Raw genomic sequence first — 17,193 nt, 5'->3', positions numbered from 1 at the left:
TTGCGTCAAGGTCAAGCTGGAATTTCCCTGAGTTTGTTGCATCGCGCTAGAACGCGATATATCGTGATTTCAGCGGCAGACGCGATATATCGCGAACGAAGACTTCCGGCATCCGAATCGCGGATGTCACACCGCATGACACAGCAAGGAGAACACCATGGCGATCGAGAAATGGGTCATCCAGCCCGGCCAGACCAAGGTCATCGACCTCGAGCTCGTCCGCAAGCTCAAGGTCAGCCTCATCGGCGGACGCGTGAACATCATCGGCCACGACGAGCCGAACGCCCGGGTCGAGATCAGCACGGTCACGAGCAAGGAGCTCACCGTCGAGATCGACGGCGATCGTCTCGTGATCGATCACCCCATGGTGCGCTGGGACAACTTCATCGAGGTGTTCAAGGGCTTCCGCGGGCACGCCAAGGCCGAGGTCAGCGTCCTCGTGCCACGCGACGTCGAGCTGAAGCTCGGAGTCGTCACGGCCGATGCCCTGATCGCCGGACTCCAGACCGACGCCCGCCTCAGCACGGTCTCGGGTGATGTCGTCGCCGACAACATCACCGGCGACCTGGAGCTCAACTCCGTCAGCGGCGAGCTGTCGGTCGGCCATCACACGGGGCGCATCCGGGCCAACACGGTCTCGGGCGACCTCATCGCCAGCGGCGACATCAGCCGGTTCTCGGCCGACGGCGTCTCGGGCAACATCGTCATCGACGCCTCGGGCACGCCCTCCTACGTCAACACCAACACGGTGTCGGGCAACCTGACGTTGCGGCTCATCCGCGGCGACGGCGCGCGCTACCGCATCAACACCGTGAGCGGAAAGGTGCAGCTCGACGACGTGACGGTCAAGGGCACGCTGGGCAAGGGCTTCGAGCGCGTAACGGGATCGCTCGACGGCGGATCCTGGCTCGACCTGCAGGCCAACTCCGTCGCCGGCGACGTCTCCATCGTCGGCCGCACCGTGGTGCCGGCCGAGTCACCGGCCTCGACCGACCAGGCCGAGCAGAGCGACGGGCAGGCCGCAGAATGACCCCGCCCGTCTTCGCCCACGGCAACCTGCGCCTCTACCTGCTCAGCCTCCTGGCCGAGCAGCCACGCCACGGGTACGAGCTCATCACTGCGCTGAGCGACCGCTTCGGCGGCACTTACAGCCCGAGCGCCGGCACCATCTACCCACGCCTCGCGAAGCTCGAGGAGGAGGGGCTCGTCACCAAATCGACGGACGGCCGTAAGACCGTCTACGAGATCACGGATGCCGGACGCGCCGAACTCGCCGCCCGCGAGCCCGAGCTCGCCGGCATCGAGGACGAGGTGACGGACTCCGTGCGGCGCCTCGCAGACGAGGTGCGATCCGAGGTCAGCTCCGCGATGAAGAGCCTGCGCGCCGACCTGGCGAGCGCCGCCCGCGACGCCAGGCGTGCGGGCACGACCACTCGCGCGAGCGACAGCGTCACGACGGAGACCAACCGCGCCGTGCGCGACGCCGACGTCGCGATCAACGAGTTCCGCCAGCAGCTGCGCACCGACCTGCGTCTGCAGGCCGCGCGCGGGGGAGTGACGGATGCGAACGTCAACCTGCTGCGCGAGCGGCTCGTCGAGTTGCGCACCGAGTTCGTCGACTCGCTGTCCGTGAAGGACTGACGCCCGTCGGCGGCCCATGGTGTGATGTGGTCATGGCAGACGTGACACTCAAGCCCTGGGCCGCCGACGACCTCGAGACACTGCGACGCAGCAACGCCCCCGAGATGATGACCTACCTCGGGGGCCCCGAGACCGAGGAGAAGCTGCGCACCCGCCACGAGCGCTACCTCCGCCTCGGCCGGGATGGCGAGGCCCACATGTTCCGCATCGTGACGGCGGAGCATCCGGAGGGAGTGGGGGTCATCGGCTATTGGAACGCGGTGCACGACGACGTGTCCGTCTACGAGACGGGGTGGAGCGTCGAACCCGGGTACCAGGGCCAGGGGATCGGCACCCGAGCACTCACTGCAGCACTCGACCATGCCCGGTTCGTGGGCGGCAGACACTCCGTGCACGCCTATCCGCGCACCGACAACGCGGCGTCGAACACGATCTGCGCCAAGGCCGGCATGACCTTCAACGGGGAGATGGACTTCGAGTACCCGCCGGGCAATCCCATCCGGTGCAACGACTGGGAATTCACCCTCGAGCCTCCTCCCGTCATCGGAGCGGCGGAGTAGCGTCGCGCGTAAGGGATCCGTGAGGGAAACGTGTGGAACTTGACAGTGCGCGCCGAGTGAGTAGGTTTGTCCCCCGTGGCAAATGACGGGGCATCCACGCCCCCACCAGAACTGAAGTCGCCGAAACACTGGATCATCGGCGACCCGCTCCCCAGCGAACGTCTCGAGGGGCAGCTGCTTCCGAAGCACCTCGCGCTCCCGATCTTCGCGAGCGACCCGCTCTCCTCGGTGGCCTACGCGCCCCAGGAACTCCTGATGATCCTGCTTCTCGGCGGGCTCTCCTTCCTTGCGTTCGCCCCGTGGGTGGCGCTGGCGGTCGTCGTCCTGCTCGTCACCGTCGTGCTGTCCTATCGCCAGCTCGTCAAGGCCTACCCGTCAGGCGGCGGCGACTACGAGGTCGCACACAAGAACCTCGGCGAGAAGGCCGGCCTCGTCGTCGCCTCTGCCCTCCTCGTCGACTACGTCATGACCGTCGTCGTCTCGGTGGCATCCGGAGTCGACAACATCATCTCGGCCCTCCCCTGGCTCGCCCCATTCCGGGTCGAGCTGGCCGTGTTCTTCGTCATCATCCTCGCGGCCGTCAACCTGCGCGGAGTGAGCGAGTCCAGCAAGGCCTTCGCCATCCCGACGTACATCTTCATCGGCAGCGTCTTCCTCATGATCGTGGTCGGCCTGGGCCAGACCTTCTTCGGGACCGCGCCGGTCGCCGAGTCCGCCGCGTACACCGTGCAGGGAGAGCAGTTGACCCAGGCGGCGATCGTGTTGCTGCTGCTGCGCTCCTTCGCGAGCGGATGCTCCGCCCTCACGGGCGTCGAAGCCATCGCCAACGGCGTTCCGGCGTTCCGCCTCCCCAAGGTCAGGAACGCGCAGCACACCCTCGTGATCATGGGCGGCATCGCCATCACGCTGTTCGTCGGACTGACCGCTCTCGCCCTCATCTCGAACGTGCACTACGCGGAGAACCCGTGTTCGCTCCAGGGCTGGGCCGAGTGCGCCACAGCGCCGCAGCTCTCGCTCATGGCCCAGATCGCCGCGGCCGTGTTCGGCAACAGCACCATCATGTTCTTCGTCATCCAGGCGGCCACGGCCCTCGTGCTGCTGCTCGCGGCCAATACGGCGTTCAACGGCTTCCCGCTGCTCGGCTCGGTGCTCGCGAAGGACGGCTACGCGCCCAAGTCCCTCTCCACCCGCGGCGATCGTCTCATCTACTCCAACGGCGTGCTTCTGCTGGGCCTCGCCGCCGTGGTCATCCTCGTGGTGTTCCAGGCGAACCTCACCGTACTCATCCAGCTCTACATCATCGGCGTCTTCGTGTCGTTCACGCTCGGCCAGACCGGCATGGTGCGACACTGGCTGCGCGAGCTGAAGCTGCCCGGCGCCCACCGCGGTTCCATCGTCAAGAGCCTGTCGATCAACGCCCTGGGCGCAGCGATGACGGGCATCGTGCTCATCGTGGTGACCATCACCAAGTTCACCCACGGCGCGTGGATCGTGTTCGTGATGATGCCGATCCTGTTCCTGCTCATGATGGGCGTGAACCGCTACTACCGCGATGTGGCCAAGGAGGTCGAGGTCGACCCGACCACGACCTTCGGCGCCACGGGCGACCACGCCATCGTGCTGGTCGGCAAGGTGCAGAAGCCCGTGCTCAAGGCTCTCGACTACGCCATCGCCGCTCGCCACGAGAGCCTCGAGGCAGTCCACGTCTCCATCGACGACGAGGAGACCAAGCAGGTCAAGAAGGACTGGGTGCGCATGAACATCCAGGTGCCGCTGCGCATCATCCAGTCGCCGTACCGCGACCTCAGCTACCCCGTCATCCGTCACGTGAAGGATCGCCGTGCCGAGCACGGTTCCGAGGTGACGACCATCTACATGCCGCAGTACATCGTCGGGCACTGGTGGGAGTCGCTGCTGCACAACCACAAGGCCCGCCGCATCCGTCAGAAGCTGATGCTCGTGCACGGCGTCACCATCGCGCTCGTGCCGTGGCTGCTCGACTCCTCCGACCTGCTCTACGGCCGCCGTTCCCGCCCGCTGCCCGGCCAGGACCGCCGCGGCGAGCCGGTGCGACCGGTGCCTCGTGCCCCGATGCCGCCCGCGATCATCACGACCACGACTGTTGCTCCTCCGCCCGCGCCGCCCGGCGCCTCTCGGCCGGCCGCGTCGCGGCGACGCAAGCGCAAGTAGCCGCCGACGTGGGTCGTGACCTGATCGCCGTCTTCGTGGGCGGCCTCGTGGGAACTGGCCTGCGCCTGTCGATCGACGCCGCCCTGCCGCACGCCGGCGCGCAGTTCCCGTGGTCGACGCTCATCATCAACGTGGTGGGTGCCCTGATCCTCGGGCTGCTCGTCGGCGTCCTCTGGAAGAAGCCCGGCCTGCCGCACTGGGTGCGGGCGGGTCTCGGTGCCGGCGTGCTCGGTTCGTTCACCACCTTCTCGGCCGTCATGGTCTCTGTGGTGGGGATGAGTGCTGCGGATGCCGTCGGCCCGGCATCCGTCTACCTGGTGGCCTCGCTCGTGCTCGGCCTCGCTGCCGCGTTCACGGGCCTCCGCGTCGGATCGACGCTGGCGCACCTCATGATGCCCGGTGAGGTCCAGGAGGGCGAGACGCTGTGACTCCTCTCGTCGTGATCGCGACCCTGCTGTGCGGCGCGATCGGCGCCGTCATCCGCTTCCTCGCGACGAAGGCGCTGCCCGTGGTGCCAGGGCACCTGCCTCGCGGCGTGCTCATCGTCAACATCGTCGGGTCGCTGGTCGGCGGCCTGACTCTGGGACTCGCCGAACGGGCGGCGGTCTCGGCCGAGTGGCAGTTCGTCATTCTGAGCGGTGTCTGCGCCGGCCTCACCACCTTCAGCACCTGGACCGTCGAGACCATCGAGCTCGCCGAGGGCCGACGATGGAGGGCCGCGGGGCTGAACATCGCGGTCACCCTGGCCCTCGGCCTCGCGGTCACGGCGGGCGCGTACCTCCTTGCGCGCTGACCTCCACACCGCTCGCTGAGGCCCGGACGGAGTCCGCGGCCGAAGCGCCTACAGCAACGCCACGATCTGCCGTGCGATCATGCGGCCGGCGCGCTGAGCACCGATCGTGGATGCCTGGGGCCCGTACCCGGCGAGGAACACCCGCGGATCACTCCACGACGCGCCGGCACCGACGCTCACGCCGCCGGCCTTCTCGCGCAGCTTGAGCGGCGCGAGCTGGCGCAGCTCGGGCCTGAACCCCGTTGCCCAGATGATGGCATCGGCCGGGGAGAACGAACCATCGCTCCAGCGCACGCCGTCAGCCTCGATCCGCTCGAACATGGGACGTGCCTCGAGCACGCCGCGCTCGATGCCTGCAGCGATGCGCCGGCTCTTGGGCACGCCAGTCCCGCTCACGATGCTCGGTAGGGCTCGACCCGAGCGGGCGGCCTCATCCTGCGCTGCGACGGCGGCGGATGCTCCCTCGAGATCGAGGGCCTCCCCCTCCACCCAGTCGATGGGTCGACGCGAGGCCCAGACCGAGCTTGCGGCAACGCCCTCGAGTTCGAGCAGGAAACCGATGGCGGAGGTGCCGCCGCCCACGACGACCACGTTCCGGTCGCGGAACTCGTCGGCCGACACGTAGTCGGAGGTGTGCACGTGACGGCCTGCGAAGTCGCGCATGCCCGGGTAGTAGGGCATGAACGGGGAGCCCCATGTACCTGTGGCGTTCACCAGGAAGCGGGTGCGGGTCTCACCCTGGGAGTGGTGCACCAGCAGGTCGACGCCGGCGTTCTCCACGCTCGACACCTCGACGGGTCGGCGCACCTTGAGTCCGTAGAACTGCTCGTAGCTGCCGTAGTAGGCGCCGACGATCTCCCGCGCCGCCCAGCTGCGGTCGGCGGTGTCGAAGCTCAGGCCCATCTCGGCCATGCCCGGCAGGTCGTTGACGCGGTGAGCCGTGCCGAGCTTCAGCGCCTCCCAGCGATGCTGCCAGGCGCCGCCGGGGGCCGGGCCGCGATCGAGCACCTGGAAGTCGATTCCCGGCTCCAGATCGAACCGCTTCAGGTAGTACGCCACCGACAATCCGGCTTGACCGGCACCGATGACCACCACAGTGGTCGCCGCGATGGACATACACCCTCTTCCCGTGGCGGCACTGTGGGCACAGACGGAAGTCCGGCCAGTCCTCCATGCTAAACTACGGGGAAGTTTTCATTAGTCCGGTCCACAGTCCGGGAGGCGAACACGCCACCGGCCAGCATTGTGAGGGGGTCTCGCATGGGGCGTGGCCGTCAGAAGGCGAAGCACACCAAGGTCGCTCGCGAGCTCAAGTACTTCAGCCCCGACACCAACTACGGTGCACTGGAGCGTGAGTTGACGCACGGTGACGCTCGTGTCGTCGACGAGCGCCTCGATGAGGACCTCGCCAAGTGGCCCGAGTACGAGGCCAGCGAGTCCGACGAGTACGTCGACCACTACGCGACGGAAGACGAGCAGAAGCGCGCGTAGCGTTCTGTCACCCTCTTCAGCGCGGCGCGATCACTCGCGTCGCGCTTTCACGTTGTCTATTCGGCCCGAACGCGCTCGCAGGTGATTCCCGCCGCCCGGATGACCGGGCGTCCGCGGATCAGGCCGCGTAGCTGCCGACCAGGCGTACGGCTCCGCCGTTCACGCCCTTCTCGCCCTGCACGAAGGCACTGAGGTCGTTCGCCGCAGTCGAGACCCGGCCGGCGACCCAGCTCGGGATGCCCTCGGCCTGCATGCGGGCGATGACGTCGGATGCCGCATCCGCCGCAACGACGGCGAACATGCCGATGCCGAGGTTCCAGGTGCCCTCCGAACTCTCGAGGCTGGAGCCTGCGATGTCGCTGAGCACGCGGAACACCGGCGACGGCGACCAGCTGGAGCGCTCGAGCTCCACCCAGCTTCCGACGGGCAGCACGCGGGCGAGGTTGGCGGCGATTCCACCGCCGGTCACGTGGCTCAGGGAGTGCACGGCACCGGAGAGATCGGGGTCGCCGAGCAGGCGCACGAGCGGGCCGGTGTAGAGGCGCGTGGGCTCGAGCAGTGCCTCGCCCACGAGACCGCCGAGCTCGGGGAGCGAGTCCGTGTAGCCGATGCCGCCCTCGCTCAGGATGTGGCGAACGAGCGAGAAGCCGTTGGAGTGCAGGCCCGACGACGACAGCGCGACGACGACGTCGCCGTGCTGCACGCGGTCGGCGCCGAGCAGGGCGTCGGCCTCGACGGCACCGACGGCAGCGCCGGCCACGTCGTAGTCATCGGGGCCGAGGAGTCCGGGGTGCTCTGCGGTCTCGCCGCCGACGAGGGCCGTTCCGGTCTCGGCACACGCCTTCGCGATGCCGCCGACGATGGCCGCGATGCGCTCGGGCACGACCTTGCCGCAGGCGATGTAGTCCGTCATGAAGAGGGGGGTCGCACCCACGACGATGATGTCGTCGACGACCATGCCCACGAGGTCCTGGCCGATGGTGTCGTGCTTGTCGATGGCCTGCGCGATGGCGACCTTCGTGCCGACGCCGTCGGTGGAGGTCGCGAGCAGCGGCCGCTTGAACTTGGTGAGGAACGACACGTCGTAGAGGCCGGCGAACCCGCCGACGCCCCCCAGGACGTTGGGACCGTGCGTCTTGGCGACGGCCTCCTTCATCAGCTCGACGGCGAGATCGCCAGCAGCGGTGTCGACTCCGGCTGCGGCGTAGGACGAGTTGGCGCTCACGCGTCCAGAGTACCGGCTCGTCGAGGCGGCGGTTCCGCGTCGATCCGCGTGGATCCGCGCCTGCGCCAGCTCTGCGGCGTAGAATCCACGCCATGAGCGCCGACGGTCAGCCGTCCTGGATGATCCACGAGGATTCGAGCATCCCCGTGCTCCTCGCGTTGTGGTTGCGCGAGACCCTGCACATCGCCTCCCCCACGGACCTGCCCCGCCTCCGCGGCGTTCCCGTTGCCGACGCCCCCGAGCGCGACGTCGACGAACAGGACCGCCTCGAACGCCAGTGGCGCGAGTGGTGGGCCATGACGGTGGAGCCCGAGGCGCATCCGTCGCCGGTGCCCCTCGAACTCATCGAGGAGTACGGCACCTGGGTGGCCCTGCCGACATCGGGTGCCGACGACCTGGCTGCGGCCATCCGTCCGCTGCACGTCGCCGCGACCTCGTGGGTGGAATGGGCGCGCAGCGGCTACACGAAGGCGGCGAGCGGTCGTCCGTCCGACAGCTACCGCGCCTACGCAGGCACCATCGCCGAGCACGAGCGCGAGGTGGGCCGACGGGCGCACTCCTTCGAGCTGAACGTCGAGGTGCTGCCTCTCGCCGAGCGTGGAGTCTGGTGGATCGGATCGCTCACCGTGGCCGTGACCGATTCCCTGAGGACGGATGCCGCAGCCTTCGACGCGGCGATCCACCCGATCATCGCCGAGATCGCGTAGCGGAGCGCACAGCCTCGGCAACGATGGCGAGCGCCTCGTCGTAGCGGTGCGGCGGCGGAGCTCCGAAGCCCAGCACCAGCGCCCGGACGACGCTGGGCGGTGCGCCCTCGACGAGGTAACGCGACACCCCTTCGACGCGCAGCCCGCGCTCGGCCGCCTCAGCCTCGACATCCGCCTCGTCGACCCCGGGCGGCAGCTCCACCAGGCAGTGCAGCCCGGCTGCCATGCCCGTGACCGCACACCCGGGGAGCAGCCCATCGAGGACCTCCTCGAGGTGCCGTCGGCGCTCGCGATACATCGACCGCAGAGCACGCAGGTGCCTGTCGTACTGGTTTCCGTCGATGAACTCGGCCAGGGAGAGCTGGGCGAGCGAGTCGACGGAGGAGCCGAGGAGGAGCCGCTGCTCGAGCAGGCACGGCCGGAGGTCAGGCGGCACCACGGCCCAGGCCAGGCCGACCGCCGGGGCGAGGCTCTTGCTCGCAGTGCCGGCGTAGACGACGCGCTCGGGGGCGAGCGCCTGGAGCGCCCCGATGGTGCGCCCGTCGAAGCGGAACTCGCCGTCGTAGTCGTCTTCGATGACGAGTCCGTTCGTTCGCTCCGCCCACCGCACGACCTCGACCCTTCTGGCCGGCGACAACGGCACACCGGTGGGGAACTGGTGGGCAGGGGTGAGCAGCACCGCGTCGACTCCGAGTTCGTCGAGTCGGGAGACGTCGGCCCCCTCGGCGTCCAGGGAGAGAGCGACGATGTCGAGTCCTGCGGCCATGAGGATCCGCCGGTGCCGTTCGTGGCCGTAGGCCTCGACGCCGACGCGCCGGGCACCGCGAGCGACCAGCGCTCTGCTGACCACGGCGAGGATCTCGCCGAAGCCGTGCATCACGACGACACGGTCCGGCTCCGCCCACACGCCCCTGGCCCGGCCGAGGTAGGTGGCCAAGGAGGAGAGCAGCGCTCCATGGCCGGCGGGGTCCCCGTAACCGAACGAGCTCACCGCGGCTCGGGCGAGTGCTCGCCGTGTCGCCGCCGCCCACTCCGACCGCGGGAACCCCGACGCATCCGGAAGCCCACCGCGCAGGTCGAGCGAGAAGGCGGTATCAGTGCCGACCGGCGTTCGCTCGGGCGCCACGACCCGCCGATCACTCACCCAGGTGCCCGAGCCGACGCGTGACTCGAGCCACCCCTCGGCGACGAGTCGACCGTAGACGTCCGCGATGCTGTTGCGCGCGATGCCGAGGTCAGCGGCGAGGGAGCGCGATGGCGGCAGCCTGGATCCCGGCGCCAGACGGCCGTCGAGGATGGCAGCGCGGATGGCAGCCTCGACGGTCGCCGCCCGGCGCGTGCGGCCGAGATCGAGATGCAGGTCGAGACCCGAATTGGCCCATGATTCGCTCATCGGAATGGACTGTAGCAGTGCGCCATTCCTTCCTAGCGTGGGAGTCATGACGACAACTGACACCTTCATCAGCATCCCTGTGCGCATCGACTTCGACAGTGCGACGCCCGGTTACTCGAGAGCCATGAGCGTTCTCGACGAGGCGGCAACGGCCGAACTCGACAGGGTGGGCTTCGATGCCCGGCTCCGGGAGCTCGTGCGCCTGCGGGCGTCCCAGCTGAACGGATGCGCCTATTGCGTCGATCAGCACAGCAGGGCCGCCGTGGCGGTCGGCGACACCCACCAGCGCGTGCACGCCGTGGCGGTCTGGAAGGAGTCCGGCTTCTTCACCGCGCGTGAGCGCGCGGCCCTCGCGTTCACCGAGTCGGTGACCCGTCTGGCCGACACACACGTGCCGGACGAGGTCGTCGACGAAGCCCGTGCGGTCTTCTCGGACGACGAGGTCGGCGCGCTCCTCGCCGCCATCGTGACGATCAATGCGTGGAACGCCATCGCCGTGGCGACCCGCGCCTGGCGTCCTCGGCGCGACCGCGACTGACCCGCCTGATCGGATGCCGCTCGCATGCGCAGCGGGCGGCATCCGTGCAGCGAATCCGCAGCCTGCGATGTGCGAGACTTGACGCGGCTCGAATCAGGGCCGAGAAGCCAACCCCCGGGAGCCCTCTCCGCATGTGCGGCATCGTCGGCATCGTCTCGACTGAGGCGGCCAATCAGCAGGTCTACGACAGCCTCCTCCTCCTGCAGCACCGCGGGCAGGACTCGACAGGAATCGCGACGGCCGACGGCCCGACCTTCCACATCACGAAGGCCAAGGGACAGGTGCGCGAGGCGTTCCGCACCCGCGACATGCGCTCCTTGATGGGCAACATGGGCCTCGGCCACGTGCGCTACGCCACGAAGGGCGCCGCAGAGCGGGAGGACGAGGCGCAGCCGTTCTACGTGAACGCGCCCTACGGCATCATCCTCGTGCACAACGGAAACCTCACCAACACCCGCGAGCTCAGCGACGACCTGTTCCGCATCGACCGCCGCCACGTGAACTCGGCGAGCGACACGGAGATGCTGCTCAACGTCCTCGCGACCGAACTGCAGGGCCAGATCACGAGCCTCTCGCTCGACCCCGCCCAGATCTTCGACGCCGTCACCCAGGTGCACGAGCGCGTCGAGGGCTCGTACGCCGTCATCTCGCTCATCGCGGGCTACGGCCTGCTGGCGTTCCGCGACCCGTACGGCATCCGCCCCCTCATCCTCGGTCGCCGCGTGACGGATGCCGGCAAGGAGGAGTGGATCGTCGCCTCGGAGTCGCTCGTGCTCGAGAACGGCGACTACGAGATCGTGCGCGACGTCGCCCCGGGCGAGGCCATCTTCATCTCGCTCGATGGCACGCTGCACTCGAAGCAGTGCGCCCGGAACCCCCGCCTGGTGCCGTGCTCGTTCGAGTACGTCTACCTCGCGCGCCCCGACTCGGTGATGAACGGCATCTCGGTCTACGAGGCGCGCCTGCGCATGGGCGATCGCCTGGCCGACACCATCGCGACCCACATGGACAAGGGCGACATCGATGTCGTCATGCCGATTCCGGACTCGTCGCGCCCGGCCGCCATGCAGGTGGCCCAGAAGCTCGGCATCGAGTACCGCGAGGGCTTCTACAAGAACCGCTACATCGGCCGCACCTTCATCATGCCGGGCCAGGCCCAGCGCAAGAAGAGTGTGCGCCAGAAGCTGAACGCCATGGGCACGGAATTCAAGGGCAAGAACATCCTCATCGTCGACGACTCCATCGTGCGAGGCACGACCTCCAAGGAGATCGTCGAGATGGCTCGCGCCGCCGGCGCCAACAAGGTCACCTTCACCTCGGCGGCTCCCCCTGTGCGCTACCCGCACGTCTACGGCATCAACATGCCGTCGCGCACCGAGCTCGTCGCCGCCGGACGCAAGATCCCCGAGATCGGTGCCGAGCTGGGTGCCGACGCGATGATCTACCAGGAGGTGGCCGACCTGCGTTCTGCCATCATCGAGGGCAGCGACGTGACCGACCTCGACCTCTCGTGCTTCACCGGCGAGTACGTCACCGGCACCGTGACGCCCGAGTACCTCGACTGGGTCGAGCGCACGCAGCTCTCCTGATCCCGTTCGCTGAGGCTCGCGCGAAGCGCGCGGTCGACGCGCGGGTGCAGTGAGGTCGACGGCCGATCGATGCAGTGATCGCGAGCGTAACCACCCGAGCCGGATTCCTGCGACGTCGATGCGGCCTCGGATGCACGAGATCGCAGGTCGGGCCGTCACACGGACGGGTCCCAGGCTCCGAGCTGATCGAAGATACGACGGTCGCCTTCGAACTGGAGGGAATCCAGCGGTATGCGGCCATAGAAGAACAGCACCAGGTCACTGGCCGTGCCCCGGGCGGAGGCGTCGACCGTGACTGGGTCCTCACCGGAAGCTGGCGCGAGGCGGGTGACCTGTGCGCCGTCGTCGGACAGCCGGAGGCGCCAGGAGCGGCCCTCGGTGGCGTGGTAGTCGACGATGGCGGGGTCGTGCGGCCAGGCGACCGTCGTCGCGCAGAGGGTGAACTGGCAGTCGTCGAAACCGTCGAGGGCGATGGTCTCCGGTATCGGCTTCGGGGCACCCCCAGTGAGCTGGACGTCATAGGTGTGCACCGCGATCTCGTGGAGCTGTCGCCGCGCCCACGCCCCGGAGGTCTGCGGCGAGGGCGAGTCCGCCCACCATGTCCAGCACTCGCGATCCGGACCCGCCTCGCGCAGCACCCTCTCCAGGTGCCCGACGGACTCTGCCCACCAGGCCAGGAGAGCCTCGCGCTCCCGAGGCGCACCAGTGCCGCCTCCCCACGCTGACTCCTCTGGCGGACCGTCCGCCGGCCCGGCTGTGACGATGGCTGCTGCCTTGCGACGACCCAGGCCCACGTGCTGCACGTGATCGAACAGCGTCCGTGAGGGATGGGTCAGCATCTGAACATCGAGGCTGGGCGCCGCGGCGACCGCAGCGCGGAAAACGTTCGACCGCTCGCTGATCAGCCGCAGCTGATCCGGGAACGTGAGAATCTTGTCCATCCCGCCGTTCTATCACTGCGCTCCGACGACTCGACAGCGAAGTCCGAGCGACGCGGAGACCGCCGCAGGGTTGAGAGACCGGCCATAGTGTGCTGTGATGCCGCATGACCTACGCCGTCGTGTCCGTTCATTCTCCTCGCGCCGAGCATCGTGGGGCTGTCGTCGACTCGATGAAGCGATACAGCCACGTGGCTCGTCAGCAGCCCGGCTTCGTCTGGACGGGCATCGTCGACGACGCCGGCGGACGACTCGTCGGAATCGCCGTATGGGAGTCCGCCAGCGATGCCCGGGCCGCTTCCGGGCCGCTGATGGCCGAGGTCGGTGATGATCCCTTCACGACCTGGGACGAACAACCCATCGACAGCCTGCGAGGAACCGTCCTCTGACGGCCGCTCCGGAGGGAGGATCCCGGCGCCGCCGCAGCTTCGACCGCGGACTTCGTCCGGGCCTCAGCGAGCGGGACGGCTGAGCGAGCGGGAAGGCCTCAGCGAGCGGTCACTCGGGTGTCGTCAGCGTCGTGTGCTCGACCTGCTCGGTGTGAGCGCGTTTGGCCAGGACACGGTCGAAGACCAGCGCGACCACGGCGCCCAGCGTCATGCCGATGACACCGCAGAGCAGCAGCAGGAAGCCGAAGACCTGGCCGATGCTGAACTCGTCGTTGGCTGGGAACGTCACGGTGAGGATGAGCGCCACCACGATTCCGACGATGGCGCCGGAGAGCAGGAATCGCAGGTAGCGCGGCGAGCGACGCACCACGGCCTCGCCGCGCTCGATCTCCACATTCGCGGCGTCGTCAGCGGCATCCGCCACCCCATCGGGTTCGGAGGACGGACGATCGGCGGGGTTCTCGAGGCTCACTCCTTCATTGTCCCACCCGTTCGGAGCCCGATGCCCATTCGCCGGCAGCACGATGTGCGGGGCGGTCCGGAGACCGGACCCTCCCCGCACATCGGGTGCGGCCCGCTGGTTACTGCTTGTCGGCCCGCGCTGCCACGGCCCGACGTCGCAGGATGACGGCGGCCACGACTGCCGCGATCACGAGCAGCGCCACGACGGCCCAGATCCACCAGCCCGAGTCGCTCACTGGACGAAGTCGGCGTCCGAAGCGCGTCACGCTCGCCCAACTCCGCTCGCCGAAGACAGCCACGATGTCGCCGTCGAGGTGGCTCGACGCGCTCGCTTCGCTCCCGTGCCTTCTTCCAGCGGGATGACCGTGGTGCTGAGCGGCCCGCTACCGTACGACCGGCAACAGCCCGTCGAGCTGCGCGCGCTGGCCAGAGGCGTGCACCCGGCCGGAGCCGAGAGCGTCGTCCCAGGCCTCGGCTCCTGTGGCGAGCGCGAGCCAGGTCGCCGCATCGGTCTCGATGACGTTCGGCGGTGTTCCACGCGTGTGCCGGGGTCCCTCGATGCACTGCGTGGCGCCGAACGGCGGAACCCTCACCTCGACGGTGTTGCCCGGAGCGCGATCGGCGAGAGCCTGCAGCGTGAACCGCACGGCCATGGCCTTCGTGTCACGGCTCGCGGATACGGCATCCGCCTGCCACAGCCGCAGGGCGGCCAGCCCCTGTCCCTCATCGATGCGCGCGCGTCCCATGTCTCCATTGTCGTGCGCACCCGACTGTCTCGCGCACCCGCCGAGTTGCCCACTTCCGCTAGTGTCGGGCGCACGTGACCAGCGGAAGTGGGCAACTCGGTGCATCCCCTACCCTTGAGGGCGTGAAGATTCTCGTTCTGGGCCCGGGCGCGCGCGAGCACGCCATCATCACCGCACTGCTCGCGGATGCCGCCGGCCACGAGGTCATCGCTGCTCCGGGCAACGCCGGCATCGCCGGCGACGTTCCCATCTTCCCGATCGACGCGGAGAATCCGGATGCCGTCGCCGCCCTCGCGGCGGAGCACGGAGTCGACCTCGTCGTCGTCGGACCCGAGGCTCCTCTCGTTGCCGGCGTCGCCGATGCCGTGCGCGCCGCCGGCATCCCCGTGTTCGGCCCCGATCAGGCCGCCGCAGCACTCGAAGGGTCGAAGACCTTCGCCAAGCGCATCATGGACGCCGCCGGCGTTCCCACCGGCCGCGCCGTGCGTGCCGCCTCGGTCGAGGAGGCATCCGCCGCCCTCGACGAGTTCGGCGCCCCCTACGTCGTGAAGGCCGACGGCCTCGCTGCGGGCAAGGGCGTGCTCGTGACGAGCGATCGAGCCGCCGCCATCGCCCACGCCGCCCAGTGGGCGCCGCGTGGCGGCGTGCTCATCGAGGAGTTCCTCGACGGCCAGGAGGTCTCGCTGTTCCTGCTCTCCGACGGCGAGCACGTGCTGCCCCTCTCGCCGGCGCAGGACTTCAAGCGCCTGCTCGACGGCGACGCCGGCCCCAACACCGGTGGCATGGGCGCCTACTCGCCGCTGCCCTGGCTCGCCGACGAGTTCGGTTCGGAGCAGGCCTTCGTCGACGAGGTCATCGAGACCATCGCGCTGCCCACCGTGCGCCAGCTCGCCGCCGAGGGCACGCCCTTCGTCGGCCTGCTCTACTGCGGGCTCATCCTCACGTCGAAGGGCATCCGCGTCATCGAGTTCAACGCCCGGTTCGGCGATCCAGAGACGCAGGTCGTTCTCCCGCGGCTCGAGACCCCGCTCGCCGGACTCCTGTTCGCCGCCGCCACGGGCACCCTCGGCGAGCTCGAGCGCCCCGTCTTCTCCGACACCGCCGCCGTCACGGTCGTCATCGCCAGCGAGAACTACCCCGAGCCGCCCATCACCGGGCGCATCCTTTTCGGGCTCGCGGATGCCGCATCCGTCTCCGGCGTGCACCTCGCCCACGCGGCCACAGCCCACGGCGCAGAGGGCACGGATGCCGCAGGCGAGCTCGTCGCCACGGGCGGCCGCGTGCTCAGCGTCGTCGCCGTCGGAGCCGACTTCGCCGAGGCGCGCGCCCGCGCCTACGACGCCCTCGGGCGCATCGGCCTCGAGGGTGGGCAGTTCCGCACCGACATCGCCGCGAAGGTGTCCTGACCGGCGTGCCCACAGCCCAGGCCGGATCCGATCCGGAAGGCTCGATGCGCCGATTCCAGCCTGCCGAGCGGCATCCAGCCTGCCGGGCGGCATCCGTCAGCGGCATCCGGCCGTGCGCCCAGTCGCTCGAAAGTAGACTGGGCGCGTGACCGCGACGCCAGGACATACGCCAGCCCCGACCACCGATGAGGGCCTTCCGGGCTTCACCCGCGTCTACTCGGGCAAGGTGCGCGACCTCTACGAACCCGTCGACCCGGCCGATGCCACCATGCTCGTCGTCGCGAGCGACCGCGTCAGTGCCTTCGATCACGCCCTCGAGCCCGGCATCCCGGGCAAGGGCGAGCTGCTCACCACCCTCAGCCTCTGGTGGTTCGACCAGCTGCGGGTGCCCAACCACCTCGTGCCCGACCACCGCGTCGACGGGTCCAGCCGCATCCCGGCATCCGTCTCAGGTCGCGCGATGCTGGTGAAGAAGCTCGACATGTTCCCGATCGAGTGCGTCGTGCGCGGCTACCTCACGGGTTCAGGCTGGAAGGAGTACCAGGCCACGCAGACTGTGTGCGGGCTGCCGCTTCCCGCCGGACTGGAGAACGGCGACAGGTTGCCCGAACCCATCTACACTCCGGCGTACAAGGCGCCGATGGGCGAGCACGACGAGAACATCGACTTCGAGCAGACCGTGGAGCTCGTCGGCCCCATCGTCGCCGCCGAGCTGCGCGACCTCTCGCTCGAGATCTTCGCGCAGGCCTCGCACGTGGCCGAAGGGCGTGGGGTCATCCTCGCCGACACCAAGTTCGAGTTCGGCGCCGATCGGGAGACCGGCGTCACTACCCTCGCCGACGAGGTGCTCACCAGCGACTCCAGCCGGTACTGGGATGCCGAGGCCTGGAGCACCGGAACGACCCCGACCGAGCGCATGGCCAGCTTCGACAAGCAGATCGTGCGCGACTGGCTCGCCGCCAACTGGGAGGACGACGGCGTGACGCCGCCGCCCACCCTTCCGAGCGAGATCGTCGAACGCACCGCGCTGCGCTACCGCGAGCTGCTCGAGCGCCTCACCGGCGACGCGGCCTGAGCCCGGCCTGAGCTGGGGTCTGAGCTCGAACTGACCTCCCTGTCGATTCG

The 17,193-nt window shown here is 69.0% G+C and carries 19 protein-coding genes; 13 read left to right on the top strand and 6 right to left on the bottom strand.

Going from position 1 to position 17,193, the window contains the following annotated elements; all coding sequences use genetic code 11:
* Positions 1 to 157 precede the first annotated feature (157 nt).
* From AADV74_RS14420 to AADV74_RS14395, 6 genes are all read left to right on the top strand, one after another.
* Complete coding sequence (locus AADV74_RS14420) at positions 158 to 1,030, top strand: DUF4097 family beta strand repeat-containing protein (protein ID WP_342115313.1); 873 nt, start codon at positions 158 to 160, stop codon at positions 1,028 to 1,030.
* Positions 1,027 to 1,641 (top strand): PadR family transcriptional regulator, encoded by a 615-nt coding sequence (locus tag AADV74_RS14415; RefSeq protein ID WP_342115311.1) that lies wholly within the window; start codon positions 1,027 to 1,029, stop codon positions 1,639 to 1,641. The genes AADV74_RS14420 and AADV74_RS14415 overlap by 4 nt, the downstream gene beginning before the upstream one ends.
* A 32-nt stretch (positions 1,642 to 1,673) precedes the next feature.
* Positions 1,674 to 2,201 (top strand): GNAT family N-acetyltransferase, encoded by a 528-nt coding sequence (locus AADV74_RS14410; RefSeq protein WP_342115309.1) that lies wholly within the window; start codon positions 1,674 to 1,676, stop codon positions 2,199 to 2,201.
* A gap of 75 nt (positions 2,202 to 2,276) precedes the next feature.
* On the top strand, positions 2,277 to 4,391 hold the full coding sequence (locus AADV74_RS14405) for an APC family permease (protein WP_425287308.1): 2,115 nt from the start codon (positions 2,277 to 2,279) through the stop codon (positions 4,389 to 4,391).
* A gap of 8 nt (positions 4,392 to 4,399) precedes the next feature.
* Complete coding sequence (locus AADV74_RS14400) at positions 4,400 to 4,819, top strand: fluoride efflux transporter FluC (RefSeq protein WP_342115307.1); 420 nt, start codon at positions 4,400 to 4,402, stop codon at positions 4,817 to 4,819.
* A complete protein-coding gene (locus AADV74_RS14395; RefSeq protein WP_342115306.1) occupies positions 4,816 to 5,184 on the top strand; it encodes a fluoride efflux transporter FluC in 369 nt (122 codons plus the stop codon). Before AADV74_RS14400 ends, AADV74_RS14395 begins: the two co-directional genes overlap by 4 nt.
* Positions 5,185 to 5,232: 48 nt before the next feature.
* Here AADV74_RS14395 and AADV74_RS14390 read toward each other — a convergent pair whose 3' ends face one another.
* Positions 5,233 to 6,300 (bottom strand): NAD(P)-binding domain-containing protein, encoded by a 1,068-nt coding sequence (locus AADV74_RS14390; RefSeq protein ID WP_342115304.1) that lies wholly within the window; start codon positions 6,298 to 6,300, stop codon positions 5,233 to 5,235.
* A 144-nt stretch (positions 6,301 to 6,444) separates the two neighbouring features.
* Here AADV74_RS14390 and AADV74_RS14385 point away from each other — a divergent pair, with 144 nt between their 5' ends.
* On the top strand, positions 6,445 to 6,675 hold the full coding sequence (locus AADV74_RS14385; protein WP_135121239.1) for a DUF3073 domain-containing protein: 231 nt from the start codon (positions 6,445 to 6,447) through the stop codon (positions 6,673 to 6,675).
* Between the two features lie 118 nt (positions 6,676 to 6,793).
* Here the strand turns inward: AADV74_RS14385 and purM are convergent, their stop codons facing one another.
* The gene (purM, locus tag AADV74_RS14380) at positions 6,794 to 7,900 is read right to left on the bottom strand and encodes a phosphoribosylformylglycinamidine cyclo-ligase (RefSeq protein ID WP_342115300.1); all 1,107 of its coding nucleotides are present in this window, start codon (positions 7,898 to 7,900) and stop codon (positions 6,794 to 6,796) included.
* Positions 7,901 to 7,992: 92 nt separating this feature from the next.
* Between purM and AADV74_RS14375 the strand changes: the two genes are divergently transcribed.
* Entirely contained in the window at positions 7,993 to 8,607 is a 615-nt protein-coding gene (locus tag AADV74_RS14375) for a zinc-binding alcohol dehydrogenase (RefSeq protein WP_342115298.1), read from the top strand.
* On the opposite strand, the gene pdxR is transcribed toward AADV74_RS14375, so the two are convergent.
* Positions 8,588 to 10,000 (bottom strand): MocR-like pyridoxine biosynthesis transcription factor PdxR, encoded by a 1,413-nt coding sequence (gene pdxR, locus AADV74_RS14370; protein WP_342115296.1) that lies wholly within the window; start codon positions 9,998 to 10,000, stop codon positions 8,588 to 8,590. The two genes, AADV74_RS14375 and pdxR, sit on opposite strands and share 20 nt — an antisense overlap.
* 46 nt (positions 10,001 to 10,046) lie before the next feature.
* Here pdxR and AADV74_RS14365 point away from each other — a divergent pair, with 46 nt between their 5' ends.
* Positions 10,047 to 10,538 carry a carboxymuconolactone decarboxylase family protein gene (locus AADV74_RS14365; protein WP_342115294.1) on the top strand — a complete coding sequence of 164 codons (492 nt, stop codon included), beginning with the start codon at positions 10,047 to 10,049 and terminating at the stop codon, positions 10,536 to 10,538.
* 131 nt (positions 10,539 to 10,669) lie between these two features.
* Positions 10,670 to 12,127, top strand: a complete 1,458-nt coding sequence (gene purF, locus AADV74_RS14360) for an amidophosphoribosyltransferase (RefSeq protein WP_342115292.1) — start codon at positions 10,670 to 10,672, stop codon at positions 12,125 to 12,127.
* A 155-nt stretch (positions 12,128 to 12,282) separates the two neighbouring features.
* On the opposite strand, the gene AADV74_RS14355 is transcribed toward purF, so the two are convergent.
* The gene (locus AADV74_RS14355; protein ID WP_342115290.1) at positions 12,283 to 13,068 is read right to left on the bottom strand and encodes a maleylpyruvate isomerase N-terminal domain-containing protein; all 786 of its coding nucleotides are present in this window, start codon (positions 13,066 to 13,068) and stop codon (positions 12,283 to 12,285) included.
* A gap of 104 nt (positions 13,069 to 13,172) precedes the next feature.
* Here AADV74_RS14355 and AADV74_RS14350 point away from each other — a divergent pair, with 104 nt between their 5' ends.
* On the top strand, positions 13,173 to 13,454 hold the full coding sequence (locus tag AADV74_RS14350) for a hypothetical protein (RefSeq protein ID WP_342115288.1): 282 nt from the start codon (positions 13,173 to 13,175) through the stop codon (positions 13,452 to 13,454).
* Positions 13,455 to 13,563: 109 nt separating this feature from the next.
* Here the strand turns inward: AADV74_RS14350 and AADV74_RS14345 are convergent, their stop codons facing one another.
* Positions 13,564 to 13,926: a potassium transporter Trk gene (locus tag AADV74_RS14345; protein WP_342115286.1), complete on the bottom strand. Its 363-nt coding sequence runs from the start codon at positions 13,924 to 13,926 to the stop codon at positions 13,564 to 13,566.
* A 373-nt stretch (positions 13,927 to 14,299) separates the two neighbouring features.
* Positions 14,300 to 14,662, bottom strand: coding sequence for a sterol carrier family protein (locus AADV74_RS14340; RefSeq protein WP_342115284.1), 363 nt, complete (start codon positions 14,660 to 14,662; stop codon positions 14,300 to 14,302).
* Positions 14,663 to 14,784: 122 nt separating this feature from the next.
* On the opposite strand from AADV74_RS14340, the gene purD reads away from it, so the two are divergent.
* Positions 14,785 to 16,068 (top strand): phosphoribosylamine--glycine ligase, encoded by a 1,284-nt coding sequence (purD, locus tag AADV74_RS14335; RefSeq protein WP_342115282.1) that lies wholly within the window; start codon positions 14,785 to 14,787, stop codon positions 16,066 to 16,068.
* Between the two features lie 145 nt (positions 16,069 to 16,213).
* Entirely contained in the window at positions 16,214 to 17,143 is a 930-nt protein-coding gene (locus tag AADV74_RS14330; protein ID WP_342115279.1) for a phosphoribosylaminoimidazolesuccinocarboxamide synthase, read from the top strand.
* Positions 17,144 to 17,193 lie beyond the last annotated feature (50 nt).

This window comes from Leifsonia stereocauli (assembly GCF_038432415.1).
GTDB lineage: Bacteria > Actinomycetota > Actinomycetes > Actinomycetales > Microbacteriaceae > Orlajensenia > Orlajensenia stereocauli.
This window is presented reverse-complemented; position numbering and strand designations above follow the sequence as displayed.

Excerpts from the sequence above, each read along its gene's own strand:
- AADV74_RS14385 (WP_135121239.1), top strand. The coding sequence starts at position 6,445 with ATGGGGCGTGGCCGTCAGAAGGCGAAGCACACCAAGGTCGCTCGCGAG.
- AADV74_RS14410 (WP_342115309.1), top strand. The coding sequence starts at position 1,674 with ATGGCAGACGTGACACTCAAGCCCTGGGCCGCCGACGACCTCGAGACA.
- AADV74_RS14420 (WP_342115313.1), top strand. The coding sequence starts at position 158 with ATGGCGATCGAGAAATGGGTCATCCAGCCCGGCCAGACCAAGGTCATC.
- AADV74_RS14355 (WP_342115290.1), bottom strand. The coding sequence starts at position 13,068 with ATGGACAAGATTCTCACGTTCCCGGATCAGCTGCGGCTGATCAGCGAG.
- AADV74_RS14375 (WP_342115298.1), top strand. The coding sequence starts at position 7,993 with ATGAGCGCCGACGGTCAGCCGTCCTGGATGATCCACGAGGATTCGAGC.
- AADV74_RS14340 (WP_342115284.1), bottom strand. The coding sequence starts at position 14,662 with ATGGGACGCGCGCGCATCGATGAGGGACAGGGGCTGGCCGCCCTGCGG.
- purF (WP_342115292.1), top strand. The coding sequence starts at position 10,670 with ATGTGCGGCATCGTCGGCATCGTCTCGACTGAGGCGGCCAATCAGCAG.
- AADV74_RS14415 (WP_342115311.1), top strand. The coding sequence starts at position 1,027 with ATGACCCCGCCCGTCTTCGCCCACGGCAACCTGCGCCTCTACCTGCTC.
- pdxR (WP_342115296.1), bottom strand. The coding sequence starts at position 10,000 with ATGAGCGAATCATGGGCCAATTCGGGTCTCGACCTGCATCTCGATCTC.
- AADV74_RS14365 (WP_342115294.1), top strand. The coding sequence starts at position 10,047 with ATGACGACAACTGACACCTTCATCAGCATCCCTGTGCGCATCGACTTC.
- AADV74_RS14390 (WP_342115304.1), bottom strand. The coding sequence starts at position 6,300 with ATGTCCATCGCGGCGACCACTGTGGTGGTCATCGGTGCCGGTCAAGCC.
- AADV74_RS14350 (WP_342115288.1), top strand. The coding sequence starts at position 13,173 with ATGACCTACGCCGTCGTGTCCGTTCATTCTCCTCGCGCCGAGCATCGT.